This is a genomic window from Patiriisocius hiemis, assembly GCF_031846325.1.
GTDB classification, from domain to species: Bacteria; Bacteroidota; Bacteroidia; order Flavobacteriales; family Flavobacteriaceae; genus Patiriisocius_A; species Patiriisocius_A hiemis.
Window position 1 is genome coordinate 96105 of record NZ_JAVRHZ010000007.1, and the last position, 19766, is coordinate 115870.

A 19766-nucleotide genomic window follows, 5' to 3' on the forward strand; every position below is an offset into this window, starting at 1 on the left:
AAATTTAATAAATATGAGTACACCCAACTGGAAAATAGCCAAAGAATATACAGATATTACCTATAAAAAATTTAACGGAGTTGCAAGAATTGCTTTTAACAGACCTGATGTTCGAAATGCATTTAGACCTAAAACTACAAGCGAATTGCTTGATGCTTTTCACGATGCACAAGAAGATACTTCTATAGGTGTAGTTTTATTATCTGCCGAGGGACCTTCTAGTAAAGATGGTGTGTATAGCTTTTGTAGTGGAGGAGACCAAAAAGCAAGGGGGCATCAGGGATATGTTGGAGAAGATGGGTATCATAGACTTAATATCCTAGAAGTACAGCGCCTTATACGGTTTATGCCTAAGGCTGTAATTTGTGTAGTGCCAGGTTGGGCAGTTGGAGGAGGACATAGTTTACATGTAGTGTGTGATATGACATTAGCTAGTAAAGAACATGCTATCTTTAAGCAAACTGATGCAGATGTTACAAGTTTTGATGGGGGGTACGGTAGTGCATATTTAGCTAAGATGGTAGGACAAAAAAAAGCACGAGAAATATTTTTTCTTGGAAGAAATTATAGTGCTCAAGAAGCTTTTGAGATGGGAATGGTAAATGCTGTGATTCCTCATGCAGATTTAGAACAAACTGCTTATGAATGGGCACGAGAGGTTTTAGCTAAGTCTCCAACATCTATAAAAATGCTGAAGTTTGCAATGAACCTTACAGATGATGGTATGGTTGGGCAACAAGTTTTCGCTGGTGAAGCAACCCGTCTAGCTTATATGACAGAAGAAGCAAAAGAGGGGCGTGACGCCTTTCTTGAAAAAAGAAAACCTAACTTTGACAAAAAGTGGTTGCCTTAACTTTACCTTTACCTTGTAACTAATAATGGATGTACCCATAAAAAAACTTTCAATCATTATCCCAGCTTATAATGAAGGAAGAACGATTTATAAAATTTTAGATAGGGTTAAAGAGGTGACTTTGATTAATTCAATTGAAAAAGAATTAATAATTGTAAACGATTGCTCTACCGATGATACAGAAGATGCTATTCTAGAGTATAAATCTAATAATCCCTCTCTAAACATTACTTATTACAAACACGAACAGAATAAAGGAAAAGGAGCCGCTTTACACACGGGAATAATTAAAGCAACTGGAGAGTATCTAATTATTCAAGATGCAGATTTAGAGTATGACCCTTCTGAATATAACTTACTATTAAAGCCTGTAGTTGATGGATTTGCAGATGTAGTTTATGGATCTAGATTTGTAAGTGGTAAGCCACATAGAATACTATTTTTTTGGCATACTATTGGAAACAAATTTTTAACCTTTCTTTCCAATATGCTAACTAATCTAAATCTCACAGATATGGAAACCTGTTATAAGTTATTTAATACAGGCATTATACAAGGACTCACTCTAAGAGAAAACCGGTTTGGTTTTGAGCCTGAGGTAACAGCAAAAATTTCTAGAGTACCTAAGATACGTGTTTACGAAGTTGGTATTTCTTACTATGGAAGAACTTACGAAGAGGGTAAAAAAATAGGCTGGAAAGATGGTTTTAGAGCTATTTATTGCATTTTAAAGTACAATCTTTTTTCGAGGTAAATTAATCCAATCATTTTAATTTATTTTAAACAAAATCCCTTCAATACTTATAAAATCTCCGCTTCCGCTATCACCATCTATATAGTGTATTTACCCGTTAGCCTGCACATCAATACCTAATGCCTCACCTCCAGGTTGTAGGCCAGAACACAATTTTCTAGTTACTGGTCTATAACCAGCAGGTGCTATAAAAATGATTTCACCAGCTACAAAGGCTCCTGTTTTTCGTAGTAAGCCCTCTAGATAGACTCTTCTTTGGCTTTGGTGGTAACTAGGAGTTGTGTATGTGCCATTATATGCAGACCAGTTTATGTATAGCATTGCGGCTATAGAAGGTTCAAGATTGTCTACATATACTTCAAAGATTGGTAGAAACTTTAAACAATTGAGTAGAAAAACTTGTATAAGCAATTTATCTTGAGAAAAAGTATAACACATAAAAAAACGCCAAATTTCATAATTAAAAGAGATTAGGCGCTTAGTTTTATATTACTTTTCTAAAATTATGACAATACTTGGAAATTTTCTACAGCTTTTTCAATTTTAGTGTCTCCTTCTAAAATTTCAAAAGATTGGTTTTTGGCAACATGGTTGTCAAGACTTTTTACTAATGTTCTTGCAACATCCCATCGTGGTATCTCTCCCTGCTTGCCAATTTTATTTTCAAGTTTAATCTTTCCAATTCCTTCTTTATTTGTTAGAGCTCCAGGCCTTACTATCGTAAAATTTAAACCGCTTATGTCTAAATATTGGTCTGCATTTTGTTTGGCTTGAAGATATTCTTTTAGTTCGCCTTTTGGATTATCTGCTCCCATAGAACTTAGCATTACAAATTTTTTAATGCGCTCTTTCTTAGAGGCATCTATTAGTTTTTGCGCACCTTTTTGATCTACATTTATCACATCTTTTCCACCAGACCCTGCTGCAAATATAACTTTATCAATCTCTTTGGTGGTATGAGAGATATCTGATGTGAGATTTCCTATAACAGTTTTAACTCCGTTTTTCTCAAAAGTTTCTTTTTGCGATTCGTTTCTAATCATTGCCACAGGAGTATATTGTGGCGAATCTTTTAATAAATTAATGATTTTATTTCCGGTGGCGCCTGTAGCACCTGCAACTAATATATTTTCCATGCTATAATTTACAAAACGAAATATAGCCTTTAAAAAAACTTAACGCTCTTTAACGCTTAGACTTAAAAAAATTAGAATATTTAACATTACTAGAAAGACACTAGTCTTAGTATATAAAGTTTATTCTCCCGGGACTGCAGAAATACTTGTTAGCCTTTTTTTATTTTCTTTAGTAAGTTGTTTTCTAATTTGCTTAATGGTAAGTGTACTACCATCATGACTCCATCCTGGTGGACCAAAGGCATACATAAACTTATAGTATAAGTTATTTGATTTTTTCATGTCTTGCCAAATATTTTGGTATTCGTGTGTGAGTATTACGTATAAGCTGTAAGAATTTGGAGGAGTAGAAACACCATACTCAATATTTATATTTTCATCGAGCTCCTTCCATGTGCCAAACATTCTGTCAAAAATGTTAAGAAAACCACCATGGTTTTTATCCATGTATTCTATGTTTCTAGCATGATGTACTTGATGCATTGTATGGGTGTTAACAAAGGTTTCTAGAAAACCTAAATTTTTAATATACTTTGTATGTAATTGAAATTGCCAAAGTGCTTCTATACCTAAGCACACTACTAACATTTCTGGAGGAAAACCAATTATTACAATCCAAACATAAAAAAAGGGTTTGTAAAAAATTGTGAACCATCCATTTCTTACTGCAGTGCCTAGATTAAAATTCTCTGAGGAGTGATGTACAATATGTGCAGCCCATAGAAACCTAACCATATGGTTTTGTCTATGAAACCAATAGTAAGTAAAGTCATCCAGTAACATGCAAATAATCCAAACATACCAAGCATATCCAAAAGATTGCCAACCCATTATGTTTGTTCTAACACCATCTATCTCAGGGTTAAAAATGTCATAAGCAAAATTAAAAACTAGTATAATTGATACTGTTTTAATAAGTGCTCCAAGAATAGCAGATCCAATGCCAAGTAGTAAACTAGAAGTAAAGTCTTTCCACTTGTATAATTGTTTGTCGTCAAATACTTTGCTGTAGGATAACTCTAATGCTATAAAACCTAAAAAACAAGGGACGCCATATACAAGTGGGTTAGTAAAATCCATTAACTATTCTGTATTTTAAAAATTAAAAAGCTGCAAGCTAAAGTAATTATTAGAAGATAGCTTACAATCTAATAAGTATTATACAAAATAGTTAACAGAATATGTAGTTTATACGAATAAAATAATCTCAAAAAACTAATTGTACTATTGATATTAATATCTTGAGATTATTTCTATATTTATTAGTATGCTTCATCATGTATGTTTGCTACAGCACGCCCACTAGGATCATTCATGTTTTTAAAACTTTCGTCCCATTCTAAAGCAACAGCGCTACTACATGCCACACTTGGAACAGATGGTACCGTTAATGCTGCAGCATCACTTGGAAAATGCTCTTCAAAAATAGTTCGATAATAAAACTCCTCTTTGCTTGTAGGCGTTTGTATTGAGAAACGATATTGTGCATTTGCCATTTGCTCATCTGTAACCTGTGAGTCAACTAAATCTTTTAAGGTGTCTATCCAACTATAACCAACTCCATCACTAAATTGTTCTTTTTGTCTCCAAGCTACAGCTTCTGGTAGCATATCTCCAAAAGCTTCTCTTAACACCCACTTCTCCATAGCTTGTTTTGCTTTTGGGCTGTCCTGTCCGGCAATAATCATTTTGTCCTTAGGGTTTAGTCGCATAGCAACATCCATAAACTCTTTATCTAGAAATGGGACACGTCCCTCGATTCCCCATGACGCAAGTGATTTATTAGCTCGTAAACAGTCATACATATGTAACTTATCAAGCTTTCTTACATTTTCTTCATGAAAGTCTTTTGCAGATGGTGCTTTATGAAAATATAGATATCCTCCAAAAATTTCATCGGCTCCTTCTCCAGAAAGTACCATCTTTATTCCCATAGCTTTTATAGCTCTTGCTAACAAAAACATTGGTGTAGAAGCTCTAATGGTTGTAATGTCATAGGTTTCAACATGATATATCACATCTCTAATAGCATCAATACCTTCTTGTATAGTAAAATGAATTTCGTGGTGTACAGTTCCTAAGTGGTCTGCTACTTTTTGTGCCGCTGCTAAATCTGGAGAACCTTCCAGTCCAATTGCAAAAGAGTGTAAGCGAGGATACCAAGCGTTTTCTTTATCTCCACTTTCTATACGCTTGTCTGCATATTTTTTGGCAAGTGCAGAAGTAATTGATGAGTCTAGTCCTCCAGATAATAATACTCCATAAGGGACATCACTCATTAATTGTCTATGTACGGCCGCATCTAATGCATCTCTTAAATCATTGATTGAGGTTTCGTTGTCTTTTACGTTTTCAAATTTCATCCAATCACGTGTCCACCATCTTTTAAGTTCTCCTTCTTTGCTATCTAAGTAATGTCCCGGAGGGAATAATTCAATTTTAGTACAAACCCCTTCCAGAGCTTTTAATTCACTTGCAACATAAAAAGTTCCATCTTTATCCCAACCCATATATAAAGGGATAATCCCCATATGGTCTCTAGCTATTAGGTAATTGTCTGTTTCAACGTCATATACTGCAAAACCAAAAATACCATTTAGTTCGTCTAAAAATGCATTCCCTTTTTCTTTGTATAATGCTAAGATTACCTCGCAGTCGCTTTTTGTTTGAAAGTTATAAGTACCTTCAAATTGCTGGCGTAATTCTTTGTGATTGTAAATTTCACCATTGGCAGCTAATACTAGATTTTTATCTTCAGAAAATAATGGCTGTTTTCCAGAGGTAGGGTCTACAATTGCTAAGCGTTCATGTGCCATGATTGCTTTATTATTTGTAAATATACCACTCCAATCTGGCCCTCTATGTCTTATACATTTTGCCATTTCTAATACTTGAGGACGTAGTTCCTCGGTTGTCTTTTTTAGCTTAAAAGCACATACAATTCCACACATAATTTTTGTTTTATTTCATAAAAAAACCGCCAAGCGTTTGAAACTTGACGGTTATATATAGGGTACAAGTTTCTGTTACGTCTTGGCGTTATTATTATTTATATTATTAACTTGAAGTAACATCAACATATTAATTTCTTTTGTTGTTTCAAATATTGGGTTATTTATTTTGGTATCCAAATTTATTTTAAAAAATTATCTCAATTTAGGATAACTACTTGGATTAGCTTCATGAAGTATCTCATATACCTTTTCAAAAATATCCTCGGTTGATGGCTTAGAGAAATAATCGCCGTCAGTTCCATAGGCAGGTCTATGCGGTTTTGCTGCTAATGCTTGTGGTTTACTGTCTAAGTATTGATAACCATTTTGTTCATCTACAATATGTTGTAAAATATATGCAGATGCTCCTCCGGGTACATCTTCATCAATAACTAAAAGGCGATTAGTTTTGGCAACGCTTTTAACCATGTCATGATTAAGATCTAATGGTAGTAGTGATTGTACATCTATAATTTCAGCGTCAATCCCAACTTGTTGTAGTTCTCTTGCTGCTTCCTCTACTAGTCTTAGTGTACTTCCGTAAGAAACTAGAGTAATATCTGTTCCATCTTTAACTGTTTCTACAACGCCAATAGGTGTTCTAAATTCTCCTAAGTTAGTAGGAAGTTTTTCTTTTAAACGATACCCATTTAAGCATTCTACTATAAGAGCAGGCTCATCTGTTTGTAATAATGTATTGTAAAAACCAGCAGCTTTGGTCATATTTCTTGGAACTAAAATATACATTCCACGTAGTAAATGGATAAGGCCTCCCATTTGAGAACCACTATGCCATATTCCTTCTAACCTGTGTCCTCTAGTTCTTACAATTAGTGGTGCTTTTTGTTTACCTCTGGTTCTGTAGCGTGTTGTTACCAAGTCATCACTCATAATCTGTAGGCAATACAAAATATAATCTAGGTATTGAATTTCGGCAATAGGACGTAATCCACGCATTGCCATACCAATTCCTTGACCTAAGATAGTTGCTTCTCTAATACCGGCGTCACTTACTCTAAGTTCGCCATATTTTTCTTGCATTCCTTCTAATCCTTGGTTTACATCACCAATTTCACCAGCATCTTCACCAAAGATTAATGCCTCTGGATATTTACTGAAAATAGCATCAAAATTATCTCGTAAAACAACTCGACCATCTACTTCTTCTGAAGTATCATTATAGTTTGGTTTTACTTCTGAAATAGTTTTGGCATTTTCTGAGGCTTCAGAATATAAATGTGAAGAATATTTAGGTTGAATGGTTTCAAAATAATTGTTTAACCAATCTATGAGTTGCCTTTTTTCGGGACTATCCTCTCCAACGACATATCGTAACGATTTTCTAACGGCGCTAGCAATACTCCTACGAAGTGGCTCTGTATCTGAAGCCAAATCGTTTTTTATTTTTTCAATAAAGTTTTTATTGGTAGAGCTTTCAGCAAGATTAGAAAGTAGCGTAATTGCTTCTTTCTGTTCTTTCTTTTGCGGAGCTAAGAAAGCTGTCCAGGCTGCTTTTTTGCCATCTCGAACTTCTTTTTTAATGTCTTTTTCAAGAGAGGTAAGTTCTTCTTCGGTAGCAAAATTATTTTCAATAATCCACTCACGCATTTTTACATTACAATCGTGCTCTTGTTCCCATTGTAAGCGTTCTTTGCTTTTGTATCTCTCATGTGATCCACTTGTACTGTGACCCTGTGGCTGCGTAAGTTGTTGCACATGGATTAAAACAGGTACATGTTCTTCTCTAGCAATTTTACCAGCTTTCTCATATGCTTCAACTAGTGCGGGATAATCCCACCCAATTACTCGAATAATCTCATAACCGTTTTCGTCTTCTGTACGTTGAAATCCTTTTAAAACCTCACTTATGTTTTCTTTTGTAGTTTGATGTTTTGCATGTACTGAAATTCCGTACTCATCATCCCAAACATTTATAATCATAGGAACTTGAAGTACTCCAGCAGCATTTATAGTCTCCCAAAAAAGACCTTCACTCGTACTTGCGTTTCCAATAGTTCCCCAAGCAACTTCATTACCATTAATAGAGAAGTTAGTTTTATTCTCTATTCCTTTTACGTTTCTAAATATTTTTGAAGCTTGTGCTAATCCAAGTAGTCGCGGCATCTGTCCTGCAGTTGGCGAAATGTCTGCACTACTATTTTTTTGAGTTGTTAGGTTTTTCCAGCTACCATCATCGTTAAGACTGTGTGTCGCAAAGTGACCTCCCATTTGTCTTCCAGCACTCATTGGGTCTGCTTCTAGCTCTGTATGAGCGTATAAACCAGAAAAAAATTGTTGAATACTTAATTCTCCAATTGCCATCATAAAGGTTTGGTCTCTGTAGTAGCCACTACGCCAATCTCCATTTTTAAAAGCTTTAGCCCAAGCTAATTGAGGTACTTCTTTACCATCACCAAAAATTCCAAACTTTGCTTTACCAGTTAAAACTTCTCTACGGCCTAAAAGACTACATTCCCTGCTGGTTACAGCGATTTTATAATCGTTTAATACTTCAGCTTTAAAATCTTCAAAAGAGAGTTCTTTATTGGTCTGAGGGTTTGTTTGCATAGTTTCAAATTTCGGACTACAAAAGTAGGTAAAATGAGAACGCGAAACAATGCTAAAGTTTTACGAAATTGATATTTTTTTTACAGTTTTATTAGCTTTAATTTAATAAAATACAATACAGCGCAAAAACCACTATTAAAATGTAATTAGGATTGGGTTTTTAATGTGTATTTTTCAATTAGGTATTTCTAGTACCATTCACGAGTGAATAATTTAAGTAGTGTACTTGGACTTAAAGTAACTATAAAACGTATTCTTTGATCGTAGTTGGGTAACCCGGGCTCCCATCCTAGGTTAGAATATAAAGGGAAGTATAATTCAAAATAATCCTCTACTAAGTTTAGGCGTATTCCAGTATCAAAAACTGCCTGCGTGCCTAGTCTAGTATTGTGAACCAAACCAGCATCACCGTAGGCAAAAATCCATCGCCAAATACTGGTGCTTGTATTAATTGTTGTAATCCAACTATTTGCGAAAGCCGGCTCTAATTTTGATTTGAAGCCTCCTTCTGCAACTATTAATTGTTGGCTAAAAAGACCTGTGTCTTCACTTCTTCCGTAGTAATTATAATCAAATAGATAATCTGTAGGGCGGTCTAGTGCAAAACTAAAAAAGTCATCATTTTGTCTAGTATCATTAAAAAGAAATACCCCTGCAAAGGCTCTTACATTTAGTTGCCTATTGCTTAAAAAAAGTTTTCGATATTCAAAAGTGGTTGAAAGCTTACTAAACCTACTAGAAATTTGATAATCTACAACTCCTCTAAAATAGTTGATTAAATTAGGGTTAGAATAAACATATTGAAAATTAAAAACACTATAATTTGGGTCAGCATCAAGGTCCAGAGGGTCTTCATCTCTAAAAACATTTACTGCCCTTAAATTAATAAATTGTTTCTCGTTATTACGTAAATCATTTTCAGGTCTAAAAGCAAAAACTATAAAAGGACTTATACGCTTATAAAATAAATCTACATTATAAGAATAGTAGCTACCAGAAATACCATACCGAGTAGCATAATGTGTTTTGTTTTGATTTCTAAATTGTTGGGTAAAACTAACAGACCCACTACCAATTATTGTATTGGATCTCAATCCATACTGGGGTTCAATTTTATAATTGAGTCCTTTTGTTAAAACTGTTTTGTTATAAAGTTTTACACCAGTTGTAAAGCCGTCATAAAGATTATACTCAAAAATGGGCATAAAAAAGAGCTGGTTGTATTTTGGGTCTTCAACATCTTGAAATAATCTAAACTGTAATGGTCTATTAAAAAGCCCTTTTACACTCTTATAATTGTTACGCTGATTAAACTCGGGTATTTTAGCTTCATAGTTTAATGCTAATCGTTTTATTCCTTTTTTAGGTATTGTAACAGTTACTATGCTATCTATTGGTGCAACCCAGTCTTTAAATACTATTTCTTTTTTATTTAATCCATAAAGGGAGACAGGCATTTTGGTATGTTGCTTATCTTTTATGGTTACTTTTAAAGAGTCACCAACCTCTTGTACTTTTTTAATTTTAAAATCAATAATATTTCTTTTGCTAACGTACTCTTCAAAAAACCAGTTGATTGGCAAGTCTGTATTACTCTCTAATGTTTTTTGGAACCTTTTTGAAGTAACGAGTCTGTTTTTATTTTCTGAATAAAACTCCTTTATTGTTCTTAATAACGATTCTTTTCCAATATAGTCTGCTAAGTAGCTAAAACCATTTCCTGCATAATAATCACTAGCTATTTGTTTATTAAACTTTACTAATGAGTCTTTGGGAGTGTTTAGGGATTGGTGCAGGTTATTACGCGCCATGTTTAGATAGAGCAGGGGATATTGATCATTAAATTCTAAATCTGCAGCATGAGCCCAACGAATAATCCAAAAGTCGCTTAGATTTCCAATAATTTTCATTTTAGGGTAATACGTATCAACGTATTCCTTCATTAAATAGATTTGTAGTGCTCCAGTAAGCCAATAGTCTTCTCTTGGATGTAGATGTAAAGTGTTTTCAATATAATTTCTAGTAATAGTTTTAAGTTGTTCTATATCATACTCAAAACCATCTGGAAAGGGACTTATAAAGCTGGGTAACTGGTTAAGACCATAAACAGGGCTAGACTTATAATCTGCTTTTGAAACTAGCATTGCTTTATGTGGATAATCTCCTAGCTTATCATTTAAAAAATGAACCACTCTGTCTACAACCAATGCTCTTATAGGTGGATTCACTTTTTCGTCATCTAGATTAGTAACAACATCAAGCTTATCTGTACTTATAATTTTAAAAGTATTGTTCTTCTCTAAGTGTATAATGGCGTTTCTTCGTTGCTTTCCTTCTAAGGTGATAAGCTTTGTAGATTTTGAAATTTCTTCGGCTACTGTATCAAAATCTGATGTTACAGAGAATTCAGGATTTATATTGAGTATTATTTTAAAGTTCGAAGGCCCAGCAAATAAATCGTCTGTATTTTTATTACTATAAATTTCCCAATTATCTCTATAAACAGCAGGGGATAGGTACCAATATTTTAATTTGTAATTTCCATCTTTTGTTGCTCCGTAACGAGTAAATTTATCATCGGGTAGCGTTACAGTATAGTCAAGATTTAATGTAAACTTCTCATTTGGTAAAAGAGGATTTGTAAGATTTACTTTTAAAATATCTACTTGCTTTCCTCGCTCCCAAGAGAGTAAACCACCTTGAGCATTTGTTATCTTTTTTATTTGAGTATTTCCTCTTTTTTCATTTTTTTCAAAATGAAAAGAGGCATCATAATTTTCAGCAAAGCGTTTTGCAAGAGGTGTTGTTTTACTGCTGAAGCTATTGGCCCAATCGTTAAAGTAAATTTCAGAAAGTGAAGTGTCCGTAGTATTTGTAAAAACTACTTCTTGTTGAATTATTAAACTATTAGTCTGTGTATTTAAAGAGGCAATGATAGAGATATCATGCTGTCCATAGGTAATGGCTGAAATTGCAAAAAATATGAAATATAAATACCTGTTCACTAGAAAGTTGTCTTTATAAATTTAAGAGGGGTGTTATTTGACAGGTTGGTTTTTATGTAATAAATCCCTTCTGGAAATGAAGAAACATCTATTAGGTTTTTATGAGAGTTTTTTGTTGAAATATATTTAATTTTTTGCCCAAGTGTGTTGTATATAGTAAAAGAGACTTCGTTAAAAAGTACCTCTGGAATATCTAAAGAAACCTTATTTTTCACTAACGTATTATTAATCTTTATTTGCTTTATAACAGCATCAAACTCTGTACCGCTAAGTATAATCTCTTCGTTTGTTTCTAACTCTAGCACAACTGGTAAGTGATCACTCATACCAAACAACCTTGTTCTTATTTGTTGGCTAAACTCTCCTGTGCAATTAGAAGCGCTTACATCTTGATTAAAACAATTACCATTATTGCCATATGCCTTATAGGTATCTGTAACATACCTAAGCCTTGGATTGGTAAGCATATTTTCTGAAAGTAAAATAAAGTCAAATCTGTCATCAAGGCCACCACCAGCACCAGCACCAAAAGGTCCAGAGCTTTCTCGAGTACTCTGTGTATGAATGCCCTGAAAACTTATATTATTACTCCAGTCACCTGGTAATTCTATAGGGTCTTTAAGTACAATATCATTTGTAGGATCTAATAGTTCTTGGTAAGCGGGTTCATCAGAGTCATAAACATTTAAATCTCCAGCAAAAATTACATAAGAGTCGGGGTCTAACGTATTAAGGGTACTCGTAAATTCATTTACCATGCTAAGGCGTAAATTTTCATTACTGCTACCTTGGCTAGATTTTAGGTGTGAAACATAGATGTTTAAATCTAACGGGTCTGATCCTCCATTAGCTGTATTAAGCTGTAAAATGTATCTATTAATATCACGAACTGTGGTTTGTATTATTTCAGAATTCTCTAATGAAAACTTATCGGCTCTATAAAAAATTAACTGTTGTATATCTGCACCGCTTGAAGTATTAGGCTGAAATGTTGCTCGTCCATAAGGAAAATCCCCAAAAGTAAGTGAAGTGTTTAAAATTTCATTAGCTCCTTCTTCAGATTCTAATTCGCAAACCATAAAAATATCTGGTTGATACTCTTCCATAATATTTCTAAGGATTACATCTCTATTACCAGGGGAGGCAGAGGGGAATTCTAATAAATTATAGAACATAACTTTTAGAGTCTCTTGTCCCTGTACTTGAAGGGTACAAAATATAATTGCTGCTATAAATATTTTTTTAATCATGCGAGTTCTAGAAGTTAGGGCTTAAGTTAAATTCGTCGTAGAAATTATTTAAAATTTCAAGTACTTCATCTTCAGTATCAACAACATGAACTAAATCTAAATCTTCTGGGCTAATATTGTTGTTAGCTTCGAGTAGTGTAGATTTTATCCAATCCATGAGACCTTTCCAAAAGGAAGTTCCAACAAGAATTAGAGGAAATTTTCCAATTTTATGTGTTTGTATTAATGTAAAAGCTTCAAAAAACTCATCTAATGTTCCAAATCCTCCTGGCATTACAACAAAACCTTGAGAGTATTTTACAAACATTACTTTGCGCACAAAAAAGTAATCAAAATCTATGCTCTTGTCACTATCGATGTATTTGTTATCGTGTTGCTCAAATGGAAGTGTGATATTTAGCCCTACAGAAGTTCCTCCTGCTAAGTGTGCTCCTTTATTACCAGCCTCCATGATACCTGGTCCACCTCCAGTAATAACGCCATATCCATTTTCGGTTATTTTTTTTGCAATACTTTCAGCAAGTTTGTAGTATTTATGGTCTGGTTTTGTTCTAGCTGAGCCAAAAATTGAAACACAAGGACCAATCCTGCTCATTTTTTCATAACCATTAACAAACTCTCCCATTATCTTAAATATAGCCCAAGAGTCGTTTGTTTTTACTTCATTCCAGTTTTTAGGTTGATTTTCGTTTCTCATGCTTAGAAATCTATAATTTAAAAGTTTTGTGCCTAATGTAACTCTTTTTTAAGGAAACGAGCTGTATAGCTTTTTTTGTTTTTTATTATTTCCTCGGGAGTTCCTGTTACAAGTATTTTACCTCCCTTTTTTCCACCCTCAGGACCAATATCAATAATATGATCTACCACTTTTATTACGTCAAGGTTATGCTCTATAATTACTACGGTGTTACCTTTGTTAACAAGCTTATTTAAAACTATTAATAATACTCTTATATCCTCAAAGTGTAGTCCAGTTGTGGGCTCATCTAAAATATAAAAGGTGTTTCCTGTATCTCGTTTGCTTAACTCTGTTGCTAATTTAATACGTTGTGCTTCACCACCAGATAATGTAGTAGATTGCTGTCCCAAGGTAATATATCCAAGTCCAACATCCTTAATAGTTTTTAGTTTTCTATAGATCTTAGGGATGTTTTCAAAGAAATTACAAGCGTCTTCAATAGTCATTTCTAGAACATCATGAATAGACTTCCCTTTGTATCTAATTTCTAATGTTTCTCGATTAAAACGCTTTCCTTGGCAAGTTTCGCACTCTACATATACATCTGGAAGGAAATTCATTTCAATAGTTCGTAAACCGCCACCTTTACAGGTTTCGCATCTTCCTCCAGCAACGTTAAAACTAAAACGTCCTGGCTTGTATCCACGAATCATGGCTTCGGGTATTTTTGCAAAAAGACTTCGTATTTCAGAAAAAACACCTGTGTACGTAGCTGGGTTTGAACGTGGTGTTCTACCAATTGGAGATTGGTTTATATCTATTACCTTATCTAGATGCTCTAAACCTTCTATTTTTTTGTAAGGCATAGGTTTTTTTACTCCATTAAAGAAGTGTGCATTAAGTATTGGGTAGAGCGTTTCATTAATTAGTGTAGATTTTCCACTACCAGAAACACCAGTAACTCCTACCATTTTACCTAACGGAATTTCTAATGTTACATTTTTAAGATTATTTCCAGTTGCTCCGGTAAGCTTTAATGTATTTCCATTACCTTCTCTTCTTTTATTAGGAACTTCAATTTCCCTAACCCCACTTAAATAGTCTGCAGTTAGTGTATTATGCTTTAAAATTTCTTTGGGCTTTCCTGCTGAAACAATTTTACCTCCGTGCTTTCCTGCTGCAGGACCAATGTCAATAACATAATCTGCACGCTCAATCATATCTTTATCATGTTCTACTACGATTACTGAATTTCCTATCTCTTTTAAGGAAATAAGCGACTGGATTAATTTCTCATTATCTCGTTGATGTAGGCCAATACTAGGTTCATCAAGAATATACAAAACACCAACGAGTTGAGACCCAATTTGAGTGGCCAATCTAATACGTTGTGCCTCTCCACCAGATAGTGATTTTGAGCTTCTGTCTAATGCAAGATACGTTAGTCCTACGTCTACTAAAAAACGAAGTCTTGTTTTAACTTCTTTAATAATTTCACTAGCAATTTTAAGTTGAGTTTCGCTGAGTTCTTTTTCTAAATCTTCAAACCATTGTGATAGCTCAATAACATCCATTTGTGCTAGTTGTGCTATATTTTTATCGTTTACTTTAAAATAAAGTGACTCTTTTCTTAGTCTACTGCCTTCACAGTCTGGACATTTAATTTTGTCCATATACTCTTTTGCCCAACGTTGTAAAGATTTAGATTCGTTTGCCTCAAAAGTATTTTGAAGAAAAGTGGCTACACCTTCAAAATCAATTTTATATTTTCGAGTAATACCAAGTGTTTTAGAGTTTACCTCAAACCTCTCATCGCCTCCATGAAAAATGAGTTCTTTGGCTTCTTCTGGTATTTTTTTAAATGGGTCTGTTAACTTAAACTTGTAGCGTTCTGCAATTAATTCTAATTGCTTAAATACCCAATTATTTTTTTGTGGGCCATGTGGCGCTAATGCTCCATTTTTTATTGATAGTGAATCGTCAGGAACAATTTTGTCTAAGTTTACTCGATATAGTTGCCCAATCCCTTTACACATAGGACACATCCCTTTTGGAGAGTTGAATGAAAAATTATTAGGCTCTGGATTAGGATAGGAGATACCACTTTTTGGACACATCAATGATCTACTAAAAAAACGCACTTTATCTGTTTCGTTATCTAGAATCATAAGTACATCGTTACCATGATACATGGCTGTAATAATACTTTCTTTAAGACGCTTATCTTCTGTATTACTGGCATCTACTTTGAGTCTATCTATAACTGTTTCAATATCGTGTGTTTTGTAACGGTCTATTTTCATTCCCTTTACAATATCTAAGAGTTCTCCGTCCACTCTTACTTTTACAAACCCTTGCTTGCCAATTTGCTCAAAAAGCTCTCTATAGTGCCCTTTTCTAGAACGAACTACTGGTGCTAAAACAGTTATTTTTTTTCCATCAAACTCTTTAAGAATGAGTTCTTTAATTTGCTCATCACTATAACTAACCATTTTTTTACCTGTATTATAGCTATATGCATCACTAGCTCTAGCAAAAAGTAGCCTTAAAAAATCATAAATTTCGGTAATGGTTCCAACGGTAGAACGAGGACTCCTACTTGTTGTTTTTTGCTCTATGGCTATTACAGGAGACAACCCTTCAATTTTATCTACATCGGGTCTTTCTAGACTTCCTAAAAACTGTCTTGCGTATGCTGAGAAAGTTTCAATATAACGACGTTGTCCTTCAGCATAAATAGTGTCAAAAGCTAATGAAGATTTTCCACTACCCGAAAGCCCTGTAATTACAACTAATTGTTCTCTGGGAATGGTAACATCTATGTCTTTTAAATTATGAACGCGTGCGCCCAAAACTTCAATACAATCTTCATTTTTTACCATAGTTTGCAAAGGTACTCAATTGCGTTGAAATTTTAGAGTTTCAACATACTCAAAACAGGACCTTACCTTGTTAAAGTTTAACTTCTTTTTGTAGAAATTATAAAAGGATAAATACTCAAGGAAATCAAGAAAAGAGAGGCAACAGTCACCGAAATACTAATGATAATAGAAATTATAGGTAAGCTAAATAGCAAATAGGCAATAGGGAGTAATACCCCTACAAATACCATTGTTAAAAACAGCATATATAACGCTACGATTTTTGAAGATGCTTTTTCTTGGATGGTATCTTGAAACTGATATAGCTTTGGAATAACTTCCTTACTCATATACTCACCTAATTTTGACAAGAATACTTCGTTAAATGAAGAGTCTTCAAAGGTTTTACCATCTATTTTGTTAGCAAGTTTCATGATTTTATCTTGATGCCGCTCATATACCGAATGTAAATCTAAAGCATCTTTATAAGCTCCATATTTATACCCAAAAAAGTACCAAAGCCCAGATCCAACTTTGTGTTCTAACCATTTTGATACAATTTCTTTACTATAAAACTGTGGGTATTTTATATTTTCTGAAACCCTTTTATCCTTAGGACTCGTCATTAAAATAGCCTTTAATTCGAGATAGAGGTTTTCGGTTTCATCATAGCTGTTTTTTTCCTGAAGAAATTCAATTGCTAATTTTGACTTTCCTTTATAAAATTCTTTCACATCAAAAAAAGTAAGTCCTTCAAATTCTTCATCTATATACTCTTTAAGCCCAGAAAGCCACATTTTTGATCTATATAAAAGCTCTACAATAGTTCTAAAGTCATGCATTTTTTGAGTAATGGCACTTAGACTATTTATTGCAGAGTTTTTGGAGTTTTTAACGGTAAAAGCATTGAAAACTAAGTAAAACAGTATTAAAGCTGCTATAAAACCACTAATACTTATAAAAACACCTAGATGCTTTTTTAAAGTTTCAGCAAATATTGGAGTATCAAAAACTTTTTGTTGCAATAAGAAGACTAATAGTATAGCAACAAAGCCACTAACTAAAAGCGGGATAAGAATATATAAATCTTTATAAAAAGACTTCTTCTGCATGTATTAAACTTCAAACAGTAGGGATATAACTTTTAAATTAGAGTACTATTAAATCCTCACTAAGGTTAGTATTTAAAGGGTTAATTGATATTTTAAGTTATATCAAAAATACGCTAAAATGTAGGAAAATGTAGTAATTTACTTACAATTCGATGTAGTGAAAGGTAATACCGATAAACAACCTATATTGCCTTGTTTTTTAGGTTAATATCCTACTGCAGTATCGTCTCCTCTTGGGTCTGCCCCTCCTTCAAGTACCCCATTTTCCAAAATACGTATAGCATCAACCTTGCCAATTATTGGGTCTGCTGTTATATTTTCTGGATACCCTAATATTTTTAGAGAGTCTTTTATTTTTTTTGGGAACCTACCTACCTCGTATCTTATATTATCAGGCAACCATTGATGATGAAATCGAGGGGCATTTACTGCTTCTTGCATATCCATATTAAACTCAATAACATTTAAGATGGTTTGGGCAACCGATGTTATAATAGTTGCTCCTCCAGGTGTTCCTACTACCATGAATAGCTCTCCGTCTTTTTCTAAAATTGTAGGTGTCATTGAGCTTAGCATTCGCTTTTGTGGAGCAATTGCATTAGCTTCACCTCCTACGAGACCATAGATATTAGGTTCTCCTGGTTTTGCACTAAAATCGTCCATTTCGTTGTTTAAAAAGAAGCCTAACTCTTTTACATACAACTTGGAGCCGTAGCCAGAATTAAGAGTTGTAGTAACAGATGCTGCATTACCCCATCTATCTACAATAGAGAAGTGCGTAGTCTCTTCACTTTCATAAACTTGAATACTGCCAGGTTTTATTTCTGAAGAAGGACTAGCAGCTTTAAGGCTAAAAGATTGCATCCTATTTTTTATGTAATTAGATGTTAGTAACGAATCAACAGGGATATTCACAAAATCTGGGTCACCTAGGTAGTAGCTTCTATCTGCATAAGCTCTTCTTTCTGCTTCTGTGATTGTTTGAATGTATTTTGTTGAGTTGTGTCCATATTCTACTAGGGGGTAGGGTTCAACCATTTTTAATATTTGCGCTAAGCAAACTCCCCCGCTTGATGGTGGTGCCATTGAAATTACCTTATACTCTTTAAAATCAAATACAATGGGTTCTCTCCATTCAGCTTCATAAGCTTCTAGGTCTTTTAGTGTAATAATTCCACCTTTTTTTTGAATATAGTTTACTAAGTTTTTTGCAGTTTCACCATTGTAAAACTCTTGTCTTCCATTTTTTGCAATAGCTTCTAATGTTTTGGCTAGTGCTTCATTTTTAAAGATACTCCCTTGAGTATGGGTTTCTGTAAATATGGAGGCCTCTTGGTTTACTTCTTTAAAAATAGATTGATAGTTTTCTAAACGTATTGCTTGGTTTTCTGTAACGGTAAACCCTTCTCTTGCAAGTTTAATTACTGGTTGTAGCAAAACTTCCATAGGTAATGACCCCAACTTTTCATGGATAGCAAAAATTCCAGCTACTGTACCAGGAACACCAACTGCTAGGCTACCTACTTTACTTTCTTTTGATTTATATATACCGTCTTCATCAAGATACATATCTCTATGTGCTGTTAGCGGTGCTTTTTCACGATAATCTATGCTTCCTATTTCTCCATACTCTGTTCTGTACACCAAAAACCCACCACCCCCTAAATTGCCTGCATATGGATAGGTAACAGCGAGCGCCATCTCTACTGCAATGGCAGCGTCATAAGCGTTACCTCCCATTCTCATAATTTCGACACCTACTTGTGAAGCCTCTTTTGTTGCTGAAACTACTATTGCGTTATCTGCTAGGACAGCTTCTTTTTGTAGTTTTTTTTCAGAAATTACCTGTGTTCCTCGGGGTTTGTCTTTACAGCCAATTAAAAGGAATACAATTAGTATAGATAGGTAGCTTTTCATAGTTCTTTTAGTTTTAATTGGCAATAGGCCTCAAGCTCAATAAAAAAAGAAGTAAATTCTGTTTCAAATTTGTCGTAATGCTTTTCTAGTTCAATAATTGCAAAATTTAGTTTTCCTTTTCCTTTTGTTCTTACATTCATTTGTTCTAAAATCGTACTAATACCCCTAATTGTAGCATAATTGTAGAGCCAATTATCACTTATCATATAAGGCATCATTCGCTGTATGCGAGTGGGTAATACTTCAAAGTTGTTTTGCAATAATGTATAAAAATTAGCAACAAAGCTTTCTAGCGGTTCGTCATGATAGTTCATCCAGTTTTTAGCCAAAAAGTGGTCGTATAAAATATCTACAATCACTCCACTATAATGCCCATGTTTTTTGTGAAGTCTTTTTGTGCTTTGTTTTACAATAGGATGTTGATCTGTAAAGCTATCTATAGCACGGTGTAGGAGGATACCTTTACTTATCTCTGCGGGATATTTTAAATATTGTTTTCCTTTAATACTATCGGCTATAAAGTTTCCAATAATGATTCCTTCATCTTGTCCAGAAAGGTAAATATGTGCCAGATAATTCATCGTTACAATTTACGAAATCGTAACAAAGAAATGTGTTATTAAAAAGTATCTTTGTAA

The 19766-nt window shown here is 33.9% G+C and carries 14 protein-coding genes; 2 read left to right on the forward strand and 12 right to left on the reverse strand.

The features are described 5' to 3' along the window. Positions 1–13: 13 nt before the first annotated feature. Complete coding sequence (locus RM538_RS11365) at positions 14–853, forward strand: 1,4-dihydroxy-2-naphthoyl-CoA synthase (RefSeq protein ID WP_311333560.1); 840 nt, start codon at positions 14–16, stop codon at positions 851–853. A gap of 25 nt (positions 854–878) precedes the next feature. After that, a complete protein-coding gene (locus RM538_RS11370) occupies positions 879–1607 on the forward strand; it encodes a glycosyltransferase family 2 protein (protein WP_311333561.1) in 729 nt (242 codons plus the stop codon). Between the two features lie 90 nt (positions 1608–1697). On the opposite strand, the gene RM538_RS11375 is transcribed toward RM538_RS11370, so the two are convergent. The 12 genes from RM538_RS11375 to RM538_RS11430 all read right to left on the reverse strand — a co-directional run bounded on the left by RM538_RS11375 (position 1698) and on the right by RM538_RS11430 (position 19709). Next, positions 1698–2045, reverse strand: a complete 348-nt coding sequence (locus RM538_RS11375) for a hypothetical protein (RefSeq protein ID WP_311333562.1) — start codon at positions 2043–2045, stop codon at positions 1698–1700. Positions 2046–2110: 65 nt separating this feature from the next. Then, positions 2111–2743, reverse strand: a complete 633-nt coding sequence (locus RM538_RS11380) for an SDR family oxidoreductase (protein WP_311333563.1) — start codon at positions 2741–2743, stop codon at positions 2111–2113. A gap of 120 nt (positions 2744–2863) precedes the next feature. Next, on the reverse strand, positions 2864–3823 hold the full coding sequence (locus RM538_RS11385) for a sterol desaturase family protein (protein WP_311333564.1): 960 nt from the start codon (positions 3821–3823) through the stop codon (positions 2864–2866). Positions 3824–4005: 182 nt separating this feature from the next. Further along, entirely contained in the window at positions 4006–5694 is a 1689-nt protein-coding gene (gene asnB / locus RM538_RS11390) for an asparagine synthase B (RefSeq protein ID WP_311333565.1), read from the reverse strand. A 195-nt stretch (positions 5695–5889) separates the two neighbouring features. After that, on the reverse strand, positions 5890–8304 hold the full coding sequence (locus RM538_RS11395; protein ID WP_311333566.1) for an alpha-ketoacid dehydrogenase subunit alpha/beta: 2415 nt from the start codon (positions 8302–8304) through the stop codon (positions 5890–5892). A gap of 188 nt (positions 8305–8492) precedes the next feature. Beyond that, entirely contained in the window at positions 8493–11309 is a 2817-nt protein-coding gene (locus RM538_RS11400) for a gluzincin family metallopeptidase (protein WP_311333567.1), read from the reverse strand. Further along, positions 11309–12559, reverse strand: a complete 1251-nt coding sequence (locus tag RM538_RS11405; RefSeq protein ID WP_311333568.1) for a T9SS type A sorting domain-containing protein — start codon at positions 12557–12559, stop codon at positions 11309–11311. Before RM538_RS11405 ends, RM538_RS11400 begins: the two co-directional genes overlap by 1 nt. Before the next feature lie 7 nt (positions 12560–12566). After that, entirely contained in the window at positions 12567–13256 is a 690-nt protein-coding gene (locus RM538_RS11410) for an LOG family protein (protein WP_311333569.1), read from the reverse strand. A 32-nt stretch (positions 13257–13288) separates the two neighbouring features. Continuing rightward, positions 13289–16120 carry an excinuclease ABC subunit UvrA gene (uvrA, locus tag RM538_RS11415; protein WP_311333570.1) on the reverse strand — a complete coding sequence of 944 codons (2832 nt, stop codon included), beginning with the start codon at positions 16118–16120 and terminating at the stop codon, positions 13289–13291. A 77-nt stretch (positions 16121–16197) separates the two neighbouring features. Then, the gene (locus RM538_RS11420; RefSeq protein ID WP_311333571.1) at positions 16198–17211 is read right to left on the reverse strand and encodes a hypothetical protein; all 1014 of its coding nucleotides are present in this window, start codon (positions 17209–17211) and stop codon (positions 16198–16200) included. 204 nt (positions 17212–17415) lie between these two features. Next, positions 17416–19128, reverse strand: coding sequence for a gamma-glutamyltransferase (gene ggt / locus RM538_RS11425; protein ID WP_311333572.1), 1713 nt, complete (start codon positions 19126–19128; stop codon positions 17416–17418). Then, the gene (locus RM538_RS11430; protein WP_311333573.1) at positions 19125–19709 is read right to left on the reverse strand and encodes an acyl carrier protein phosphodiesterase; all 585 of its coding nucleotides are present in this window, start codon (positions 19707–19709) and stop codon (positions 19125–19127) included. Before RM538_RS11430 ends, ggt begins: the two co-directional genes overlap by 4 nt. Positions 19710–19766 lie beyond the last annotated feature (57 nt).

Excerpts from the sequence above, each read along its gene's own strand:
- RM538_RS11395 (WP_311333566.1), bottom strand. The coding sequence starts at position 8,304 with ATGCAAACAAACCCTCAGACCAATAAAGAACTCTCTTTTGAAGATTTT.
- RM538_RS11430 (WP_311333573.1), bottom strand. The coding sequence starts at position 19,709 with ATGAATTATCTGGCACATATTTACCTTTCTGGACAAGATGAAGGAATC.
- RM538_RS11420 (WP_311333571.1), bottom strand. The coding sequence starts at position 17,211 with ATGCAGAAGAAGTCTTTTTATAAAGATTTATATATTCTTATCCCGCTT.
- RM538_RS11405 (WP_311333568.1), bottom strand. The coding sequence starts at position 12,559 with ATGATTAAAAAAATATTTATAGCAGCAATTATATTTTGTACCCTTCAA.
- uvrA (WP_311333570.1), bottom strand. The coding sequence starts at position 16,120 with ATGGTAAAAAATGAAGATTGTATTGAAGTTTTGGGCGCACGCGTTCAT.
- RM538_RS11365 (WP_311333560.1), top strand. The coding sequence starts at position 14 with ATGAGTACACCCAACTGGAAAATAGCCAAAGAATATACAGATATTACC.
- RM538_RS11380 (WP_311333563.1), bottom strand. The coding sequence starts at position 2,743 with ATGGAAAATATATTAGTTGCAGGTGCTACAGGCGCCACCGGAAATAAA.
- RM538_RS11385 (WP_311333564.1), bottom strand. The coding sequence starts at position 3,823 with ATGGATTTTACTAACCCACTTGTATATGGCGTCCCTTGTTTTTTAGGT.
- RM538_RS11410 (WP_311333569.1), bottom strand. The coding sequence starts at position 13,256 with ATGAGAAACGAAAATCAACCTAAAAACTGGAATGAAGTAAAAACAAAC.
- RM538_RS11370 (WP_311333561.1), top strand. The coding sequence starts at position 879 with ATGGATGTACCCATAAAAAAACTTTCAATCATTATCCCAGCTTATAAT.
- RM538_RS11375 (WP_311333562.1), bottom strand. The coding sequence starts at position 2,045 with ATGTGTTATACTTTTTCTCAAGATAAATTGCTTATACAAGTTTTTCTA.
- ggt (WP_311333572.1), bottom strand. The coding sequence starts at position 19,128 with ATGAAAAGCTACCTATCTATACTAATTGTATTCCTTTTAATTGGCTGT.
- asnB (WP_311333565.1), bottom strand. The coding sequence starts at position 5,694 with ATGTGTGGAATTGTATGTGCTTTTAAGCTAAAAAAGACAACCGAGGAA.